General features: G+C 68.3%; 15 protein-coding genes and 4 tRNA genes. 6 read left to right on the top strand and 13 right to left on the bottom strand.

Going from position 1 to position 19,068, the window contains the following annotated elements; all coding sequences use genetic code 11:
• Positions 1 to 73: 73 nt before the first annotated feature.
• The 10 genes from BDD16_RS06880 to trpE form a co-directional block, all read right to left on the bottom strand.
• A tRNA-Trp gene (locus tag BDD16_RS06880) sits at positions 74 to 149 on the bottom strand.
• 28 nt (positions 150 to 177) lie between these two features.
• Positions 178 to 1,368 carry an elongation factor Tu gene (tuf, locus tag BDD16_RS06885; RefSeq protein WP_179633263.1) on the bottom strand — a complete coding sequence of 397 codons (1,191 nt, stop codon included), beginning with the start codon at positions 1,366 to 1,368 and terminating at the stop codon, positions 178 to 180.
• Positions 1,369 to 1,425: 57 nt separating this feature from the next.
• A tRNA-Thr gene (locus tag BDD16_RS06890) sits at positions 1,426 to 1,500 on the bottom strand.
• 103 nt (positions 1,501 to 1,603) lie between these two features.
• Positions 1,604 to 1,677: transfer RNA gene (locus BDD16_RS06895), tRNA-Gly, on the bottom strand.
• A 64-nt stretch (positions 1,678 to 1,741) separates the two neighbouring features.
• A tRNA-Tyr gene (locus BDD16_RS06900) sits at positions 1,742 to 1,827 on the bottom strand.
• A gap of 95 nt (positions 1,828 to 1,922) precedes the next feature.
• Positions 1,923 to 2,651 carry a uracil-DNA glycosylase gene (locus BDD16_RS06905; protein WP_179633264.1) on the bottom strand — a complete coding sequence of 243 codons (729 nt, stop codon included), beginning with the start codon at positions 2,649 to 2,651 and terminating at the stop codon, positions 1,923 to 1,925.
• Positions 2,651 to 3,463: an indole-3-glycerol phosphate synthase TrpC gene (trpC, locus tag BDD16_RS06910; protein ID WP_179633265.1), complete on the bottom strand. Its 813-nt coding sequence runs from the start codon at positions 3,461 to 3,463 to the stop codon at positions 2,651 to 2,653. Before trpC ends, BDD16_RS06905 begins: the two co-directional genes overlap by 1 nt.
• A complete protein-coding gene (gene trpD / locus BDD16_RS06915) occupies positions 3,460 to 4,494 on the bottom strand; it encodes an anthranilate phosphoribosyltransferase (protein WP_179633266.1) in 1,035 nt (344 codons plus the stop codon). The genes trpC and trpD overlap by 4 nt, the downstream gene beginning before the upstream one ends.
• Positions 4,488 to 5,057: an anthranilate synthase component II gene (locus BDD16_RS06920; RefSeq protein WP_179633267.1), complete on the bottom strand. Its 570-nt coding sequence runs from the start codon at positions 5,055 to 5,057 to the stop codon at positions 4,488 to 4,490. The genes trpD and BDD16_RS06920 overlap by 7 nt, the downstream gene beginning before the upstream one ends.
• Positions 5,058 to 5,082: 25 nt before the next feature.
• On the bottom strand, positions 5,083 to 6,570 hold the full coding sequence (trpE, locus tag BDD16_RS06925) for an anthranilate synthase component I (protein ID WP_179633268.1): 1,488 nt from the start codon (positions 6,568 to 6,570) through the stop codon (positions 5,083 to 5,085).
• Positions 6,571 to 6,918: 348 nt separating this feature from the next.
• Here trpE and BDD16_RS06930 point away from each other — a divergent pair, with 348 nt between their 5' ends.
• The 3 genes from BDD16_RS06930 to BDD16_RS06940 are packed head-to-tail and all read left to right on the top strand — an operon-like array spanning position 6,919 to position 10,611.
• Entirely contained in the window at positions 6,919 to 7,680 is a 762-nt protein-coding gene (locus tag BDD16_RS06930; RefSeq protein ID WP_246332482.1) for a TRAP transporter TatT component family protein, read from the top strand.
• Positions 7,681 to 7,732: 52 nt separating this feature from the next.
• Positions 7,733 to 8,767, top strand: coding sequence for a TRAP transporter substrate-binding protein (locus tag BDD16_RS06935; protein WP_179633270.1), 1,035 nt, complete (start codon positions 7,733 to 7,735; stop codon positions 8,765 to 8,767).
• Positions 8,764 to 10,611: a TRAP transporter large permease subunit gene (locus BDD16_RS06940; protein ID WP_218898206.1), complete on the top strand. Its 1,848-nt coding sequence runs from the start codon at positions 8,764 to 8,766 to the stop codon at positions 10,609 to 10,611. Before BDD16_RS06935 ends, BDD16_RS06940 begins: the two co-directional genes overlap by 4 nt.
• On the opposite strand, the gene gph is transcribed toward BDD16_RS06940, so the two are convergent.
• Positions 10,601 to 11,278 carry a phosphoglycolate phosphatase gene (gene gph / locus BDD16_RS06945; protein ID WP_179633271.1) on the bottom strand — a complete coding sequence of 226 codons (678 nt, stop codon included), beginning with the start codon at positions 11,276 to 11,278 and terminating at the stop codon, positions 10,601 to 10,603. The two genes, BDD16_RS06940 and gph, sit on opposite strands and share 11 nt — an antisense overlap.
• 190 nt (positions 11,279 to 11,468) lie before the next feature.
• Here gph and BDD16_RS06950 point away from each other — a divergent pair, with 190 nt between their 5' ends.
• The 3 genes from BDD16_RS06950 to BDD16_RS06960 are packed head-to-tail and all read left to right on the top strand — an operon-like array spanning position 11,469 to position 17,254.
• Entirely contained in the window at positions 11,469 to 14,222 is a 2,754-nt protein-coding gene (locus tag BDD16_RS06950; protein ID WP_179633272.1) for a bifunctional diguanylate cyclase/phosphodiesterase, read from the top strand.
• Between the two features lie 57 nt (positions 14,223 to 14,279).
• On the top strand, positions 14,280 to 15,950 hold the full coding sequence (locus BDD16_RS06955) for an NAD(P)/FAD-dependent oxidoreductase (protein ID WP_179633273.1): 1,671 nt from the start codon (positions 14,280 to 14,282) through the stop codon (positions 15,948 to 15,950).
• Positions 15,947 to 17,254 (top strand): glutamine synthetase family protein, encoded by a 1,308-nt coding sequence (locus tag BDD16_RS06960; RefSeq protein WP_179633274.1) that lies wholly within the window; start codon positions 15,947 to 15,949, stop codon positions 17,252 to 17,254. Before BDD16_RS06955 ends, BDD16_RS06960 begins: the two co-directional genes overlap by 4 nt.
• Before the next feature lie 22 nt (positions 17,255 to 17,276).
• Here the strand turns inward: BDD16_RS06960 and BDD16_RS06965 are convergent, their stop codons facing one another.
• Positions 17,277 to 17,879, bottom strand: a complete 603-nt coding sequence (locus tag BDD16_RS06965) for a DUF4276 family protein (protein WP_179633275.1) — start codon at positions 17,877 to 17,879, stop codon at positions 17,277 to 17,279.
• 2 nt (positions 17,880 to 17,881) lie between these two features.
• The gene (locus BDD16_RS06970; RefSeq protein ID WP_179633276.1) at positions 17,882 to 19,039 is read right to left on the bottom strand and encodes an AAA family ATPase; all 1,158 of its coding nucleotides are present in this window, start codon (positions 19,037 to 19,039) and stop codon (positions 17,882 to 17,884) included.
• Positions 19,040 to 19,068: the final 29 nt, after the last annotated feature.

Genomic DNA, 19,068 nt, shown 5'->3' on the forward strand with positions numbered 1-19,068 from the left:
CGCCAGGGCGTCGACACGTCCCGCGGGCTGCCGGTCAGGCAACAAATCTCGATGGCTTTTCAGCGATCGGATTTGGCAGGGGCAGAGGGAATCGAACCCCCAACCTTCGGTTTTGGAGACCGACGCTCTGCCAATTGAGCTATGCCCCTGCGGTCTGACTGGTAAAACTGATTTGACTCAGGCGATGATCTTGGCGACGACGCCGGCGCCGACGGTACGACCGCCTTCACGGATGGCGAAGCGCAGACCTTCTTCCATGGCGATCGGGGCGATCAGCTTGACGGTGATCGACACGTTGTCGCCCGGCATGACCATTTCCTTGCCTTCCGGCAGGGAGATCGAGCCGGTCACGTCCGTCGTGCGGAAGTAGAACTGCGGGCGGTAGTTGGCGAAGAACGGCGTGTGGCGGCCGCCTTCGTCCTTCGACAGCACGTAGATCTCGCCCGTGAAGTCCGTGTGCGGCTTGATCGAGCCCGGCTTGCACAGCACTTGGCCGCGCTGCACGTCTTCGCGCTTGGTGCCGCGCAGCAGGATGCCGACGTTGTCGCCTGCTTGACCCTGGTCCAGCAGCTTGCGGAACATTTCCACGCCGGTGCAGGTGGTCAGCTGCGTGTCCTTCAGGCCCACGACTTCGATCGGCTCGCCGACCTTGATGATGCCGCGTTCGATACGGCCGGTCACCACGGTGCCGCGACCCGAGATCGAGAACACGTCTTCCACGGGCATCAGGAAGGCACCGTCCACCAGGCGCTTCGGCTCGGGGATGTAGGTGTCCAGCGCATCCGCCAGCTTCATGATGGCTTGCTCGCCCAGCGGGCCGGTGTCGCCTTCGAGGGCCAGCTTGGCCGAGCCCTTGATGATCGGGGTGTCGTCGCCGGGGAAGTCGTACTTGGACAGCAGCTCGCGCACTTCCATTTCGACCAGTTCCAGCAGCTCCTCGTCGTCCACCATGTCGGCCTTGTTCAGGAAGACGATGATGTAGGGCACGCCCACCTGACGCGACAGCAGGATGTGCTCGCGGGTCTGGGGCATCGGGCCGTCAGCGGCCGAGCACACCAGGATCGCGCCGTCCATCTGGGCGGCGCCGGTGATCATGTTCTTGACGTAGTCGGCGTGTCCCGGGCAGTCGACGTGCGCGTAGTGACGGTTCTCCGTCTCGTACTCGACGTGCGCGGTGTTGATGGTGATGCCGCGGGCCTTTTCTTCCGGTGCCGCGTCGATCTGGTCATACGCCTTGGCGGTGCCGCCAAACTTCTTCGACAGCACGGTCGTGATCGCTGCGGTCAGCGTCGTCTTGCCGTGGTCCACGTGACCGATGGTGCCGACGTTGACGTGCGGCTTGCTACGGACAAACTTTTCCTTTGACATGATCTCGCGCTCCCGAGGGCGTTCACTACAACGGATTGGACAGACGATGCATGAAAGTGGTGCCCATGACGCGGATCGAACGCGTGACCTCTCCCTTACCAAGGGAGTGCTCTACCACTGAGCCACATGGGCATCGACACGGGTCTGGGCGCATGAATCAGACGCACAGACCGGTATCGACACAGTCAACACCACAACAATTTCAGGCTTTTAACCTGACGACACTGCAAGACACTGGAGCGGGAAACGGGAATCGAACCCGTGTCATTAGCTTGGAAGGCTAAGGTTCTACCATTAAACTACTCCCGCCCGATCAAGCCCACAGACTTTATTGCTTTGCAGCAAACCACTCTGTCGCTTCCATGCTGTTCGCTGGTGGAGGAGGCTGGATTCGAACCAGCGTACGCTTTCGCGGGCAGATTTACAGTCTGCTGCCTTTAACCACTCGGCCACCCCTCCTGGGCGAGCCATAGACTTTAACAAAGCTATTTTTTTGCTGCAAGCACTTTCTGCGGTTTTTTCTTTGGTGCCTGTTGAACGGGTCGGTTCAGACCTCAATCCGACCCGTCCAGCCGCCAGTCGATCGGTGCACTGCCTTGAGCGGCCAGCCAGGCGTTCGCCGTGCTGAATGGGCGGCTGCCGACAAACGGCACCGGTGGACGGCGTGCTGCCAGCGGCGACGGGTGGTTCGATACAAGGATCCGGTTCGCGCCCCCGGCCTGCTCGATGCGCGGCCCCTTGGCCTGCGCATGGGCGCCCCACAGCAGGAACACCTTCGGATGCGGCTGCGCGGCGACCCGGTCGATCAGCGCATCGGTCAGCGCCTCCCAGCCCAGTTTGGCGTGGCTGGCCGGCTGGTCGCGCTCGACAGTGAGGCTGGTGTTGAGCAGCAGCACGCCCTGCCCCGCCCACGCCCGCAGGCTCCCGGACACCGGCAAGGCCAGCCCGAGGTCCGCCACCAGCTCCTGCCGGATGTTGCGCAGGCTCGGCGGGATCTTCACCCCGTCGGCGACCGAGAACGCCAGCCCCTCGGCCTCGCCCGGCCCGTGGTACGGATCCTGGCCCAGGACCACCACCCGCACCTGCTGCGGCGTCAGCGTCTCCAGCGCCCGCAGCGGCCGCGCCGGGTAGACCTCGGCCCCGGCCGCCACCCGGGCGTCGATCGTACGGCACAGCGCCGCGCCGCGCGGACTGGCCACAAACGCCGCGACCAGATCGTCCCAGCCCGGCGCCACGTCCGACAGCGCCTCGGCCAGCGGGCGCGTCAAGCGGTTGTCGACCATCAGCGGAACAGCGCCGCCAGCGCCACACCCGGATCGGCGGCGCGCATGAACGCCTCACCGACGAGGAAGGCATGCACATCCGCTGCCCGCATCTGCGCCACGTCCTGCGGCCCGAGGATGCCGGACTCGGTCACCAGCAGCCGGTCCGCCGGCACCGCGTCCAGCAGCCCCAGCGTGGTATCCAGCGTCACGTCGAAGGTGCGCAGGTCGCGGTTGTTGATGCCGACCAGCGACGTCTTCAGCCGCAGCGCCCGCTGCAGTTCCTCGCCGTCGTGGACCTCGACCAGCACGCTCATCCGGTGCGCCAGCGCCACCGCCTCCAGATCGGCCATCTGCGCATCGTCCAGACACGCCGCGATCAGCAGGATGCAGTCCGCACCCATCGCGCGCGCTTCGTGGACCTGGTACTCGTCGACCATGAAGTCCTTGCGCAGCACCGGCAGCGCGCACGCGGCCCGCGCCTCCAGCAGGTACTCGACCGCGCCCTGGAAGTACTGCACGTCCGTCAGCACGCTCAGGCACGCGGCGCCATGGCGCTCGTAGGTCTGCGCGATCTCGGCGGGATGGAAGTCCGGGCGGATCACGCCCTTGCTCGGACTGGCCTTCTTGATCTCGGCGATCACGGCGGGCTGCGCCGCGGCGATCTTCGTGCGCAGCGCGGCCTCGAAATCGCGCACGTCGGTGCGGCTCTCCGCCTCCTCGCGCAGGGAGGACAGCGAGCGCCGCGCACGGGCCGCGGCCACCTCCTCGTGCTTGGTGACGACGATGCGGGCGAGGATGTCGGGGACACCGGGGGGAAGGGGTCGGCTCATGCTGCGGCGAGTTCCTGGGAACGGGTGACGAACTGCTGGAGGCGTGCGGCGGCCTGGCCATTGGCGAGCACCTCGCGGGCCAGCTCGATGCCTTCGGTCATGGTCGAGGCGACATTGGCGGCATAGAGCGCCACGCCGGCGTTCAGCATCACGATGTCGCGCGCGGGGCCGGGCGCGTTGTCCAGCACCGCCTGCAGCAGCGCGCGCGACTCCGCGGGCGTCTCCACCTTCAGCGAGCGGTTGCTGGCCATCGTCAGGCCGAAGTCCTCGGGGTGAACCTCGTACTCGCGGATCTCGCCGTCGCGCAGCTCGCCCACCAGCGTGCCGGCGCCCAGCGAGACCTCGTCCATGCCATCCCGGCCGTAGACGACCAGCGCGTGCTCGGCGCCCAGGCGCTGCAGCGCACGCACCTGGATGCCCACCAGATCGGGGTGGAACACGCCCATCAGGATGTTCGGCGCCTCGGCCGGGTTGGTCAGCGGGCCGAGGATGTTGAAGATGGTCCGCACGCCGAGTTCGCGCCGCACCGGGCCGACGTTTTTCATCGCCGGGTGGTGGTTGGGGGCGAACATGAAGCCGATGCCGGTGTCGGCGATGCACTGCGCCACCGCCTGCGGCGACAGCGTCATCGGCACGCCCAGCGCTTCGAGCACGTCGGCGCTGCCGGACTTGCTGGAGACGCCGCGGTTGCCGTGCTTGCTGACCCGTGCGCCCGCGGCAGCGGCGACGAACATCGAGCAGGTCGAGATGTTGAACGTGTGCGAGCCATCGCCACCGGTGCCGACGATGTCCACGAGGTGCGTGCGGTCGGTGACGTTGACCTTGACCGCGAACTCGCGCATCACCTGCGCGGCGGCGGTGATCTCGCCGATGGTTTCCTTCTTGACGCGCAGGCCGACCAGCAGCGCCGACATCATCACCGGCGACATGGTGCCGCCCATGATGCGGCGCATCAGCGTCAGCATCTCGTCGTGGAAGATCTCGCGGTGGTCGATGACGCGGGCCAGGGCTTCGTGGTCGGTGATCAGCATGTGGACTCCAGGAAATTCTTCAGCATGGCGTGGCCGTGCTCGCTGAGGATGGATTCGGGGTGGAACTGCACGCCTTCGATCGCCAGCGTGCGGTGGCGCACGCCCATGATCTCGCCGTCCGCGCTGGTGGCGGTGACGATCAGGTCGGCGGGCAAGGTGGCGCGCTCGATGGCCAGCGAGTGGTAGCGCACGATGTCGAACTGACGCGGCAGGCCGGCGAAGACGCCCTGCTGGTCGGTCGTGATGGTGTCGAGCTTGCCGTGCATCTGCACCTGCGCCCGCACGATGTTCCCGCCGAGGGCCGCACCGATGCTCTGGTGGCCCAGGCACACGCCGAGGATGGGCAGCTTGCCAGCGAAGTGGCGGATCGCCTCGATGCAGATGCCCGCCTCCGCGGGCGAGCACGGCCCCGGTGACAGGACCAGGCGGTCGGGTTGCATCGCCTCGATCTCGGCGATGGTGATTTCGTCATTGCGGTGGACCCGCACGTCCTCGCCCAGCTCGGCGAAGTACTGCACGAGGTTGAACGTGAACGAGTCGTAGTTGTCGATCATCAGCAGCATGTTCGTTCTCCTTCGGGACGCGGGGTCAGAAGCCTTCTTCGACCAGCTCGGCCGCGCGGATCACCGCGCGCATCTTCACCTCGGTCTCCTTCCACTCCATCTCGGGCACCGAGTCGGCGACGATGCCGGCCCCCGCCTGCACATAGAGCGTCTGGTCCTTGACCACCCCCGTGCGGATGGCGATCGCCACGTCCATGTCCCCCGCGAAGCTCAGGTAGCCGCAGGCGCCGCCGTAGATGCCGCGCTCGCTGATCTCCAGCTGGTCGATGATCTCCATCGCGTGGATCTTGGGCGCGCCGCTCAGCGTGCCCGCCGGAAAGCTAGCGCGCAGCACGTCCAGGCTGCTCATGCCGTCCTTCAGCACGCCCTCGACGTTGCTGACGATGTGCATGACGTGCGAGTAGCGCTCGATGCCGAAGGCCTCGGTGACCTTGACGGTGCCGGTCTTGGCGATGCGGCCGATGTCGTTGCGCGCCAGGTCGATCAGCATCAGGTGCTCGGCGCGCTCCTTCGGGTCGGCGAGCAGGTCGACCTCGTGCTGGGCGTCCTGGTCGGGCGTGGCACCACGTGGCTTGGTGCCGGCGATCGGGCGGATGGTGACGATCTTCTCGGGCTTGCCGTCCACCGTGCGCGCTTCCTGACGCACCAGGATCTCGGGCGACGAACCGACGATCTGGAAGCCGCCCATGTCGTAGTAGTACATGTACGGCGACGGGTTGAGCGACCGCAGCGCGCGGTAGAGCGACAGCGGGTTCTCGGTGTAGCGCTTCTTCAGGCGCTGGCCGATGACGATCTGCATGCAGTCGCCGGCCGCGATGAACTCCTTGGCCTTGAGGACGGCAGCCTCGAAGTCGGCCTTGGCGTATTCGCGCTCGACCGGGTGCGACTGGCCGCGTTTCACCTGCGGCGCGGTGACGCTGTAGCGGAGCTGGTCGCCGAGCTGGGTCAGGCGCTTCTGGGCGGTGAAGTAGGCCTCGGGCTGGCGCGGGTCGGCGTAGACGATCAGGTAGAGGCGGCCCGACAGGTTGTCGATCACCGCCAGTTCCTCGGTCTGCAGGAGCTGGATCTCGGGTGTGCCGATGCCGCCGGGCAGGCGGGTGTCGGCGAGCTTCTTCTCGATGTAGCGCACCGTGTCGTAGCCGAAGTAGCCGGCCAGCCCGCCGCAGAAGCGTGGCAAGCCCGGCCGCAGCGCCACCTTGAAGCGCTGCTGGTACGCCTCGATGAAGTCGAGCGGGTTGCCCTCGTGGCGCTCGACCACCTTGCCGTCGGTGACGACCTCGGTGACGCCGAGCGAGCAGCGCAGGAAGGTGCGCGCCGGCAGACCGATGAAGGAGTAGCGCCCGAAGCGCTCGCCGCCGACGACGGACTCCAGCAGGAAGCTGTAGGGCTTGCCGCCGGCGAGCTTCAGGTAGAGGGACAGCGGCGTCTCCAGGTCGGCAAACGCCTCGCTGACGAGCGGGATGCGGTTGTAGCCCTGTTCGGCCAGGCTCTTGAATTCGAGTTCGGTGATCACGGTGTGCGCTCCAGACGGCCCACCGGCATGCTCGCGTGTTGGTCTTGTCGTGACGACTGCAGGGACTCGCGTGCGTGCCGCGGGCCTGGTTGATCTTGATCGGGGGACTCGGCGCGGTGCAGGGAACACGCGCGGCGACAGACATCAGCAGATCGGGTCAGGCGTCGGCTTCAGCGACGCCAGGGCCAGGCTCCCCGGTCTTGCGACCCGGCGGCGTGGCCGATGCTGTGTTTGCGCGGGATGAACATGATGCGGCGCAGTGTAGCAGCGACCCCACGCACTGCGTCAAGCCCGCTGAGGCGCCGGGGCGTCACGCCACTTTCACAGGCGACCCCTAGATTCCAGCCCATGTTCCCGAACCGAAGCCGCATGGTCGGCCTGTGCATGGCCGTGCTGCTCGGCTGGCTGCTGGGTGGATGTTCGACGCTGGGATCGCCAGCGCTCGCCGAATCCGTCGCCAGCGGCTACACCCGGTATGCCTATGCGTTCGTGTCCTTCGAAGCCGACCGGCTCGACGCCACCGACGCCCGCACCGCCCAGTCGCTGCGCCAGCGTGCGGCGCGCCTCTACGCCAGCGCCTGGCAGCACGCCCGCGCGGCGCTGGAGGCCGATCAGCCCGGTTTCATGGCCGCGTTGTCCCAGCCGGACCCGGCCCGCTGGCCGTCGCTGCGTCCAGACCAGGTCGGGCTGGCGTACTGGGGCGCTGCCGCCTGGGCGGGTCAGATCTCGCTGTCCAAGGACGACCCGGAAGTTGTCGCCGACCTGCCGCTGAGCATCCGGCTGGCTGAACGGGCCTATGCCACCGCTCCCGAATACGGCGATGGCGCGCTCGCCAGCTTGATGGGCACGCTGGAAGCGGCCCGTCCCGGTGGCTCACCCACCCGCGCCCTGGTCTTCTTCGACCAGGCACTGCAGCTCGGGAAGGGTCGCGAGGCCGGTGCGCCGCTCGCCAAGGCGGAAGGCTGGGCCCAGCCGGCGGGCGACAAGGCGGCCTTCGCGGCGCTGCTCGACGAGGTGCTGGCCATCAGCACCCGGCATCCCTCGCTCGCCAATGACGCGGCGCGGCGCCGTGCGCAGTGGCTGCTCGACCAGATCGACGACCTGTTCTGACCACCCTGCCCTGACGACCGACGACTGACGCTCTGCCACCTGCCTGCACAAGATGACCCCTGATTCGAGACTGCGCCGCCACTGCCTGCTGACGCCCCTGGCGCTGGCGGGCCTGTTCGCCACGCCGACGCTGCACGCCGCTCCCCGTTCGCTGCGGCTGGGCACCGTGGCGCCCAAGAATTCGCTCTACCACCGCCAGCTGGTCGAACTCGCCGAACTGTGGCGCACCGGCCAGGGCGACGGCGCCAAGGCCCTCGTCTACGCCGACGGCAGCCAAGGCGGCGAGGCCGAGATGGCCCGCCGCATGCGCATCGGGCAGTTGCAGGGCGCGCTGCTGAGCGTGGTCGGGCTGCGCGAGATCGAGCCGTCGATCGCCGCGTTGCAGAACATGCCGCTGCTGTTCCGCGACTGGGCCGAGGTCGACTACGTGCGCGAGAAGATGCGCCCGGCGATGGAAAAGCGCTTCCTCGACAAGGGCTTCGTCGTGCTGGCGTGGGGGGACGCGGGCTGGGTGCGCTTCTTCTCGCGGGAGGCGGCGATCCGCCCGGACGACTACAAGCGCATGAAGTTCTTCGCCTGGGGCGCCGAGCCGGAGCAGCAGGCCATCATGAAAAGCCTGGGCTACACCCCGGTGCCCCTGGAAACCAGCGACATCCTGCCCGCGATCCAGACCGGCATGATCGACGTCGTGCCCTCGACGCCCTACTTCGCGCTGGCCAGCCAGGTCTACGACACCGCTCGCCACATGCTGGAGATCAACTGGGCGCCCATCGTCGGCGCGCTGGTGTTCACCGCGAAAGCCTGGGACGACATGGCACCCGCCCAGCAGGCTGCGATGCGCGCCGCGGGCGAGAAGGCCGGTGCCGCGCTGCGGGTGCAGGCCCGCCAGGAAGTGGTGGACGCCGCCGCGGCGATGGCCAAGCGCGGGCTGACCATCCACCGCCCCACCGCCGAGCAGATGAAGGAATGGCAGGCGCTGGCGGACAAGCTCTACCCGCGCATCCGCGGCACCATGGTGCCGGCCGACACCTTCGACGAGGTGATGGCCCACCTCAAGGCCTACCGCGCCAACCCGACCCGCCCGTGAGCACGGTGTCGACCCTCACCGCGTCGGAGAACGCGGCCGCCACGCGCCGGCGTTGGCCGATCGACAGCGTGGTCGCTGGCGGCGCGCTGGTGCTGATGCTGCTCATCCCGCTGGTCGAGATGGCGGCGCGCCCGCTGCTGGGCCACGGCATCTCGAACGCGCCCGTGCTGGTGCAGCACCTCGGACTGGTGCTCGCCATGTTCGGCGCCGTCGCGGCCGAGCGCACCGGCCACCTCACCACGCTGGCCGGCAACGCCCCCACCACCGGCTGGCGTGGCGGGCTCGCCTCCGCCAGCGCGGCGCTGTTGTGCGGTGTGCTGGCCTATGCGAGCGCGCAACTCGTGGAGAGCGAGCGCTCCGCCGGCCATGCACTCGCCTACGGCATGCCGGTCTGGGCGTTCCAGGCGGTGCTGCCGCTCGGGTTCGCGTGGCTGGGCCTGCGTCTGGGCCGGCGGGCGGGGATGGCCAGCGGACACCGGGCACTGGCCTGGGTCGCCGCGGTCGTGCTGCCGCTGGTGGGCGCCGCGGTCTCGGGGCGTCTGGACGGCGAGCTGCCGCTGCCCTTGCCGGTGGTGGTCGTGTGGCTGGTGCTGGCGCTGCTGGGCGGGGCGCCGATCTTCACGGTGCTGGGCGGACTGGCGCTGGCGCTGTTCGCACACGAGGGGCAGCCGCTGGCCTCGGTGCCGCTGTCGCACTACCAGATCACCGTCAACCCGTCGCTGCCCGCGCTGCCACTGTTCACGCTGGCCGGGCTGATCCTGGCGCGCACGGGCGCGGCCGGGCGGCTGGGGCAGGTGTTCGTCGCGCTGTTCGGGCCGGGTGTGCGGGGCACGGTGATCGCCGCGGCGGTGATGTGCTCGGGCTTCACCGCCGTCACGGGCGGCAGCGGCGTCACCATCCTGGCGCTCGGCGGGCTGCTGCTGCCACTGCTGAACAAGACCGGCTACCCGGAGCGCCGGGGCATCGGGCTGGTCACCAGCGCCAGCGCCCTGGGCGTGCTGCTGGCGCCGTCGGTGCCGCTGATCCTGTACGCCATCATCGCCCGCGTGCCCATCAACACGATGTTCCTGGCCGGGCTGGTGCCAGCGGTGGTGATGGTGGCCTGCCTGCTGGTGTTCGGTGGTTTCCTGCGTGCCGGCGCGAACAAGACCGCCCCGCCGCCGGACGCCGCCCCGCGCCCCGCCCTGGGTGCGGCACTGTGGCGGGCCAAGTGGGAACTGCTGGCGCCCGTGGTGGCCGTCGGCTCGCTGGTCAGCGGCCTGGCCACGCCGACCGAGAGCGCCGCCCTGACCGCCGCCTACGCGCTGCTGACCCAGTCCCTCGCGCACCGGGAACTCTCGGTGCGCGGTCTGGGCGCGGCGCTGGCCCTGAGCGTGCAGGTCATCGGCGGAGTGATGCTGATCCTGGGCATGGCGCTGGGGCTGACCAACTACCTGATCGACGCCGGCATCCCCGACGCCGCCACCGAGTGGGTGCAGCAGGTCATCCCCAACCGCTACCTGTTCCTGCTGGTGCTCAGCCTGTTCCTGCTGCTGGCAGGGGCGCTGATGGAGATCTTCGCGGCGCTGGTGGTGCTGGTGCCGCTGCTGCTGCCGGTGGCGCAGTCGTATGGCATCGACCCGGTGCATTTCGGCGTGATCTTCCTGGCCGCGATGGAGATGGGGTTCCTGTGCCCGCCGGCCGGGATGAACCTCTATTTCGCCTCGGCCATGTTCGGACGGCCGATGCGCGAGGTGGCACGCGCCGTGGTGCCGGCCGTGGGGGCGATCCTGCTGGGGACGCTGCTGCTGTCGGCGATACCGGCGCTGTCGCTGGCGCTGCCGCAGTGGTGGGCTAGCCGCTGAACACGCCGGACCTCGGCCACTGCACCTGATCCAGGCGGTCCACATGGGCCAGCGCCGGCACCGCCCGGATCGGCTCGCCGTGGTTGTAGCCATAGGTCACCAGGACGACCGGGCAACCCGCCGCCCGCGCCGCCTCTGCGTCGTTGCTGGAGTCGCCGATCATCAGCGTCTGCGCCGGCGGGGTGCCCAGCGCCTTGCAGGTCTCCAGGAGCGGCAGCGGATCGGGCTTCTTGCGCGCGAAGCTGTCTCCGCCGAACACCACCTCGAAGAAGCCGTCCAGCCCCTTGCTCGCCAGCAGCGGCCGGGCGAACGCCACCGGCTTGTTCGTCAGGCAGGCCAGCCGCAACCCCGCGTCGCGCAGGCGCTGCAAGCCCTCGACCACGCCGGGGTAGACATCCGCGTACTGACCGTTGAGCGCGAGGTAGTGCCGCTGGTAGGCCGACCACGCGGCGTCGTACAGCGCGGCGTCGCCACCGACATGGGCCAGCGTCGTGCGGATCAGGTGCTCGCTGCCCTTGCCGACGGTGTGTTCGACGAAGGCGCGGTCGACCACCGGCAGGCCAAGTTCGGTCAGCGTCAGGCGCAGCACGGCGACGAAGTCGCCGAGGGTGTCGACCATGGTGCCGTCGAGATCGACGATGGCGGCTTGCAGGGAAAGAGAGGACATCGGTGGGTGGATGGGCTGATGGGCGAATGCATCGCAAACCCGGCATTGTCGGTGCAGGATTGCATGCATTTTTGCCATTTCACCGTGGATTCGAGGGCCATCAACGCCTGTAGCCTGCCCGTCTGCGCAAGATGGGCGCCGCACGCGAGCACCAGCCAGGGGGCATGGGACCCATCACCGTCGAATGAGCATGCACAGCAACCGCCCGAAGGCCACCTCCGACACCAGCACGATCGTCCGTCTCTATGGGGCCTTGCTGGTCATCGCCATCACAGTCGGGGCGCTGGTGACAGCGGTGGCCCTGCGCGACAAGGAAATCCAGGACTGGCGCCACCACCTCGGAAGCATGTCCTACATGCTCACCGAGCACACCGCCCAGACCGTGTTCTCGGCCTTTCTGGTGCTGGATGCGATCACCGAGCAGGTCCGGCAGATGGACGTGCAGGACGAAGCCGCATTCCGGCAGAGACTGTCCACGGTCGAGATGCACCAGTTGCTGCGCGACAAGATCCAGGGGCTGTCGCAACTGGACGTGGCGTCCATCGTCGCAGCCAACGGCGACAACATCAATTTCAGCCGCGCCCATCCGGTGCCGCGGATCAATCTGGCCGAGCGCGACTATTTCAAGGCCCACCGCGACCAGCCCCATCTCGGCGACCACATCAGCACCGCCGTGCGCAACAAGGGCAACGGCAAGTGGACGTTCTACGTCAGCCGCCGGCTGGACGACGCGCAGGGCCGCTTCCTGGGCCTCGTGCTGGTGGGTCTGTCGGTCGACGCCTTCACCGGCGTCTACGGGCGGCTGATCGAGACGCTGGGCGACGGCGCCTCCATCTCGCTCTACCGGGGTGACCTGACCATGCTGGCACGGGCACCGCACCAGGATGACCTGATTGGTCGCGTCAACCACTCGGGGACCGCCCACCGCATCATCAACGAGCAGGGTCAGCAAGACGCCGTGGTCCTCGCCGACACGCCACGCTTCTCGTCCGGCCTCAGCGGGTTGCGTCTGACCGCTGTGCGCAAGGCGACGCGCTATCCGCTGGTGGTCTCGCTGGTCGTGCCGGACACCATCTTTCTCGCCAGCTGGAAGCGCTCGGTCACCCTGATCGCCAGCATGAGCCTGCTCAGCATCGCGTTCGTCCTGGCCGGCATCGGTGCACTCAGCCGCACCTCGCGCCGCCGCGCACAGACCGAGCACGAGCTCCGCGAGAGCGAAGCCAAGTTCCACACCATGGTGGACGGGGCGACCGACTGGGAATACTGGCTCCGGCCCGACGGCAGTGTCCACTACATGACGCCGTCGGTCGAGCAGTTCACCGGCTACCGCGCCGAAGCCTTCGAGCGGCAGCCGGACCTGATCGCCACGCTGGTCCATCCCGACGACCGGACGCTGTGGCGCCAGCAAGTCCAGGCGGTGGGCGCACCCGAAGCGACACCGTCCACAGCACGGCCGCTGGACCTGCGCATCGTCCACCGCAACGGCAGCCAGCGCTGGGTCAGCCATGTCAGCCGGCCGGTGCACGGTCCCGACGGCCGCCACCTGGGCCAGCGGATCTCGATGCGCGACATCACCGAACGCAAGGCCTCGGAAACCGAGATCCGGCAACTGGCCTACTACGATGCGCTGACCGGCCTGCCGAACCGCCGCATGTTCCTCGACCGTCTGGGCCACACCCTGGCGGCCACCGAGCGCAACCAGACGCACAGCGCCCTGGTGCTGCTCGACCTGGACCACTTCAAGAAGCTCAACGACACCCAGGGCCACGACGTCGGCGACCGGCTGCTGGTGGAGGTGGCCCGGCGGCTCGCCCTGGCCGTGCGCGATGCCGACACGGTGGCCCGCCTGGGTGGCGACGAATTCGCGCTGATGCTCGACGGCCTCGACCCCGACGAGCCGACCGCCGCCAGACAGGCGGAGCAGATCGCCGAGAAGATCCACGCCATCCTGAACCAGCCCTACGCCCTGAACGAGGCCAACGACGACCACCGCAGCAGCCCCAGCATCGGCATGACGCTGCTCTACGGCCGGAGCACGCCGCTCGACGTGCTGATGAAGCAGGCCGATGTGGCGCTCTACCAGGCCAAGGACGCCGGCCGCAACGCCATCCGCTTCTTCAACCCGGCGATGCAGGCCGCGATCGACGCCCGCATCGCCATGGAAAACGCCCTGCGCCAGGCCCTCGTCCTCGGGCAGTTCCAGCTCCACTACCAGCCCCAGGTCGATGCCACGGGCTGGCACACCGGCGCCGAGGCGCTGATCCGCTGGAGCGATCCGGTGCGCGGCATGGTGCCGCCGGACCGCTTCATCCCGCTGGCCGAGGAAACCGGCCTGATCATCGAGATCGGCCAGTGGGTGCTCGACACGGCCTGCGCACAGCTCGCGCAGTGGGCGACGGATCCGGCACGGCAGAACCTGCAGATCTCGGTCAACGTCAGCGCGCGCCAGTTCCACCAGTCCGACTTCGTCGAGCGTGTGCGGCGCAGCCTGGCCGCCAGCGGCGCCAACCCGGCGCGGCTGATGCTGGAGCTGACCGAGAGCATCGTCATCGACCGCGTCGACGAGGTGATCGACCGGATGGAGCAGCTGAACGTGGTCGGCGTGAAGTTCTCGCTCGACGATTTCGGCACCGGCTACTCCTCGCTGTCCTGCCTGAAGCGGCTGCCGCTGGACGAGGTCAAGATCGACCGCTCCTTCGTGCGCGACCTCGTGGACGACAGCAACGACGCCGCCATCGTGCAGGCCATCCTCGCGATGAGCCACTCGCTCGGCCTGCGGGTCGTGGCCGAGGGCGTCGAGACGCTGGCACAGCGCGACTTCCTGCTGACCCGCGGCTGCGAGACCTTCCAGGGCTACCTGTTCGGCAAGCCCGCCCCGATCGCGCAGTGGGCGGGATCCGGACATTCCCGCGGTGTCGCGCGGGTGTCGCCACTGGAGGCGTGATCAGTCGGACAGTGCAGACCGGCTGCCTGGGCCGCGCGGCGCGGCGACAATCCCGCCATGCTGCGCATCACCGAACTCCGCCTGCCCCTGGCCCACGCCGAGGACGCCCTGCGTCCGGCCATCCGCGCCCGCCTGGGTCTCGACGACGACGCCGACCTCGTCGCCTTCACCGTCTTCAAGCGCGCCTACGACGCGCGCAAGAAGACCGCCATCGTGCTGATCTACACCGTCGACTGCACCTTGCGGGACGGCGTTGAAGCCGCCCTGCTGGCGCAGTTCGAAGGCGATCCGCATGTGCGCCCCTCGCCCGACACGGGCTACCGCTTCGTCGGCCACGCGCCCGCCGACTTCGCCACCAGCGACGAGCGTCGGCGTCCGCTGGTGATCGGCTTCGGGCCATGCGGGATCTTCGCGGCGCTGATCCTGGCGCAGATGGGGCTGAAACCGATCGTGCTGGAGCGCGGCAAGGAAGTCCGCCAGCGCACCAAGGACACCTGGGGACTGTGGCGCCAGCGCGAGCTGAACCCGGAATCGAACGTGCAGTTCGGCGAGGGCGGCGCCGGCACCTTCTCCGACGGCAAGCTCTGGAGCCAGATCAGCGACCCGCGCCACCTGACGCGCAAGGTGCTGACCGAGTTCGTCAAGTCCGGTGCGCCCGAGGAAATCCTCTACGTCAGCAAGCCGCACATCGGCACCTTCCGGCTCGTCGGCATGGTCGAGAAGATCCGCGCCGAGATCATCGCGCTGGGCGGCGAGGTGCGCTTCGAGCAGCGGGTGAGCGACGTGCGCATCGAGGACGGGCACATCCGCGGCGTGACGCTGGCCTCGGGCGAGGAGATCCGCGCCGACCACGTCGTGCTGGCGCTCGGCCACAGCGCGCGCGACACCTTCACGATGCTGCACGAGCGCGGCGTCTACATGGAGGCCAAGCCGTTCTCGATCGGCTACCGCATCGAGCACCCGCAGAGCGTGATCGACCGCGCCCGCTTCGGCCCGAACGCCGGCAACCCGATCCTCGGCGCGGCCGACTACAAGCTGGTCCACCACGCCAGGAACGGCCGCGCGGTCTACAGCTTCTGCATGTGCCCGGGCGGCACGGTGGTGGCCGCGACCTCGGAGGAGAACCGGGTCGTCACCAACGGCATGAGCCAGTACTCGCGCAACGAGCGCAACGCCAACGCGGGCATCGTCGTCGGCATCTCGCCCGAGGACTACCGCCGCGACCCGGGCGGCACCGGGCCGGTGAACCCGCTGGACGGCATGGCGTTCCAGCGTATCTGGGAATCGCGCGCCTTCGAACTCGGCGAAGGCGGTTACCAGGCGCCGGGGCAACTCGTCGGCGACTTCATCAAGCGCCAGCGCAGCCGCGTGCTGGGCAACGTGGAGCCGTCGTACAAGCCGGGCGTGCTGATGACCGACCTGGCGCAGAAGGACAACGGCTCGCTGCCCGTCTACGCGCTCGACGCGATCCGCGAGGCGCTGCCGGCGTTCGAGAAGCAGATCAAGGGGTTCTCGATGGCCGACGCCGTGCTGACCGGCGTGGAGACGCGCACCTCGTCGCCGCTGCGCATCACGCGGGGCCGCGACTACCAGAGCCTGAACGTGCGCGGCCTGTTCCCGGCGGGTGAAGGCGCGGGCTACGCGGGCGGGATCATGTCGGCGGGCGTGGACGGGATCGAGGTCGCCGAAGCGCTGGGGGCGGACATTCTGGGCGTGGTGCGGCCATGAGCGGACTGCCCGACACGGTCCGCACGGTCGAGTGCGCGGTGGCCGATTTCTCGTCGATCGCCCGCGGCAAGATCGTCGGGCGCGCCGAGTTCGACGCGATGCGCGGCTGCAAGCTGCCGTCGGTGGTCTTCGGCGTGACGCTGACGGGCGGTGAGCCGGAGACCGTGTTCGGCCCGCTGCTGCCCGCGGCCTATGGCGATCTGCATCTGGAGCCGGACCTGTCCACCGCCGTGCCCGTGCCCGGTCGCACGGACCGCGTGAGCGTGGTCTGCGAGCCGACCGGCTTGCTGCCGGATGCGCGCCGCTTCTCGCCCCGTGCCGCGCTGCGCCAGGTGCTGCAGCGGCTGGCGGACGCGGGGCTGCGCGCGACAGTGGCGCCGGAGCTGGAGTTCTTCCTCGTCGAGCGCACCACCGAGGGCGGGCTGCGTCCGGCGGCCGTGCCGGGCGGATCGGGCGCCCGCGAGCACGCGCTGGAGATCGCCTCGCTGGAGCGGACCGCGCAGTTCGCGCCCTACTTCGACGCGCTGTTCGACGCCTGCGCGGTGCAGCGCCTGCCGGTCACGGGCCACGCGCACGAGTCGGCGCCCGGCCAGTACGAGGTCAACTTCGCGCCCGGCGAGCCGCTGGCAATGGCCGACGCGGTGTGGCGCTTCAAGCGGCTGGCGCGCGAGACGGCGGTGCGGCAGGGGTTTCTGGCGACCTTCCTCGCCAAGCCCTTCCTCGACCAGCCCGGCACCGGCATGCACTGGCATTTCAGCCTGCAGGACACCACCAGCGGCCGCAACGTCTTCAGCCAGCCCGACGGCCAAGCCTCGCCGCGGCTGGCGCACTTCATCGCCGGACTGCAGCACGACGCCGCGGGTGCGCTGGCGCTGTTCGCCCCCTACGACCACACCTTCGACCGCATGAACCGCGGCGATGCCTCGCCGACCACCGCCGGCTGGGGTGGCGATGACCGCAGCGTGGCCTTCCGGCTGCCGCCGGCCAGCCCGGCAAACCGGCGGGTCGAGAACCGCCTGCCCGGCGGCGACGCCAACCCCTACTTGACGGTGGCCGCCACGCTCGGCCTCGGCCTGCTCGGCATGGAACGCGCCGACGAGCCACTGCCTGAAGCCCCCGCCCTGCCGCGCTCGCTCGGTGCGGCGCTGGACGCGCTGGACACCAGCGCCGCGCTGCGCGAGGTGCTCGGCGATGCGCTGGTCGATCTCTATATCGCGCTCAAGCGGCATGAAAGCGCCGAGCGCAACGCCGTGGCGAATCCGCGCCACGGGTGGGACTTCGTGCACCTCACCGAGCAGGCCTGACAACCCGACGCATTCCCTGCCGTCACAAGAAACTCCGCAGACGTTCCACGGTTCGGAGCAAGCTCGGCGCCACCTCGGAGGCCACGGACACATCCCAGTGCTCGCGCACAAATTCGGACAGCCGCTCGTTGTACAGCGGCCCCATCGAGACACGGGAACCACCTTGTGGCGGAACGATCTCGGCAACCAATCGCTTGCTCCGGCTGCCTCGAACCAGATTCACCAGTGCCTGCTTGGGATCAGGCAGCCGCTCTGGCTCCGCAGGCACCTTCTTCACATCGACTTTGGCGAACTGGGCAAATCCCGCCCGGTCCGCCAGCAGCCAAGCCTCGGTTTCACGAACAGCCACCCGGAACTGCAAGCCCTCGGGCACCTCGGCGACACCCCAATCCCGCCGCAAACTGGGTGCGCACGGTGCTTGGTCCAAGTCAGTCAGCACGACGTGGCGCATACCCCGGCTGGCGCCGAGGTACTTCGGAATGCCCTTGCGGATGTTGCCGAAGCCGCGTTCATTCACTTCACGGAAGATGTCGTGCGCGCGTCCCGTGGCGATCAATACCTTTTTCAGGACTTCGAGGCTCAGCACATCCTCTGCCACGATGAGCAGTTGGGGCGGCAGCGACATGTTCAGAAGATCGACAGTTGGTCGAGCGAGGCCGGACGAACCGGGGTGCCGACCAGTTGGGCGACGGTGTAGCCGCTGTTGACCAGATCGATTTCCTGCGCCGAGAACAGTTCGACCTTCGTGCCATCGTCCGTTGGGACCAGCCGCAGGATGTCGCGGGGATCAATGCTGGAATGCTCCAGCAGCGCCTCACTGTGCGTGGTCACGAACACCTGCCGCCGGTGCTTGGCCTTGCGCTGCATCTGCCACAACAGCGGCGGAATCTGTCGAACGATCGATTCGTTCAGCGACAGCTCCGGCTCTTCCAGCAACAGCAGCGAGTCACCATCCAGCAGACTCCACATGATCCCCAGCAGCCGCAGCGTACCGTCGGAGAACTGGTCTTCGCGCTGCCAGCCGGCATCCGGACGCCAGTGTTCGTACAGGGCTTCGAGGTGCGGCGTTCCGGTAGTTTCATCACGCTGGAACTTCAGGTCGCGCATGTTGGGCACGCAGGCTTTCAGTGCCGATTCGATCTTCTTCAGACGCGCATTGCGGGTACGGTCAGGTGTCTTGGCGATGTGCTCCAGAAACGATTGCCCGAAGGGATCGCCCTCCAGTTGCATCGCGCTGCCAAGCTCCTTGTGGCGGAGCAACTGCGGCACCAGGTGCAGGTAGGTCAGCGAACTGAAGAACTGCGCGATCTCGCGGAAGTCCTTGTTGGCGTTGACCTGCTCCAGGCTGGTTTCGGTCAAGCGCTCCTTGTCGGCCTTGTCGGAAGCATCCGGACGGTTCAGCAGCACGGTCTGGGTGCGCAAATTTTCAACATGCTCCTGGCTCACCACCACGCGCTGCAGCCCTTTGCCTTCGCTCTTGAAAGCCAGCCGGTAACGCCAGATCGCAGGCTCATCAAGGCGCTCGGCCAGCTCGACTTCGATGGATATTTCCGGATCGCGTCGCGCCAGCAGACAGCGCAACTTGGACAGCCCGCCCCTTGACTCGACTGCCCTCTGCAATCCACCCCCAGCGGGCTTGGCAACATCACGCAGAAAACGGAACACGTCCAGCAGATTCGACTTGCCTGACGCATTCGGTCCGATGACGATCACACGCTCGCGCAGATCGACATTCACCGATTTGAAATTGCGCCAGTTCTTGAGCTTCAGCTTGGATATCAACATGGCGGGAACTTGGTTCGAGAGTGTCGTGA

It is taken from the genome of Sphaerotilus montanus (genome assembly GCF_013410775.1).
In the GTDB taxonomy this organism is placed as follows: domain Bacteria; phylum Pseudomonadota; class Gammaproteobacteria; order Burkholderiales; family Burkholderiaceae_C; genus Sphaerotilus; species Sphaerotilus montanus.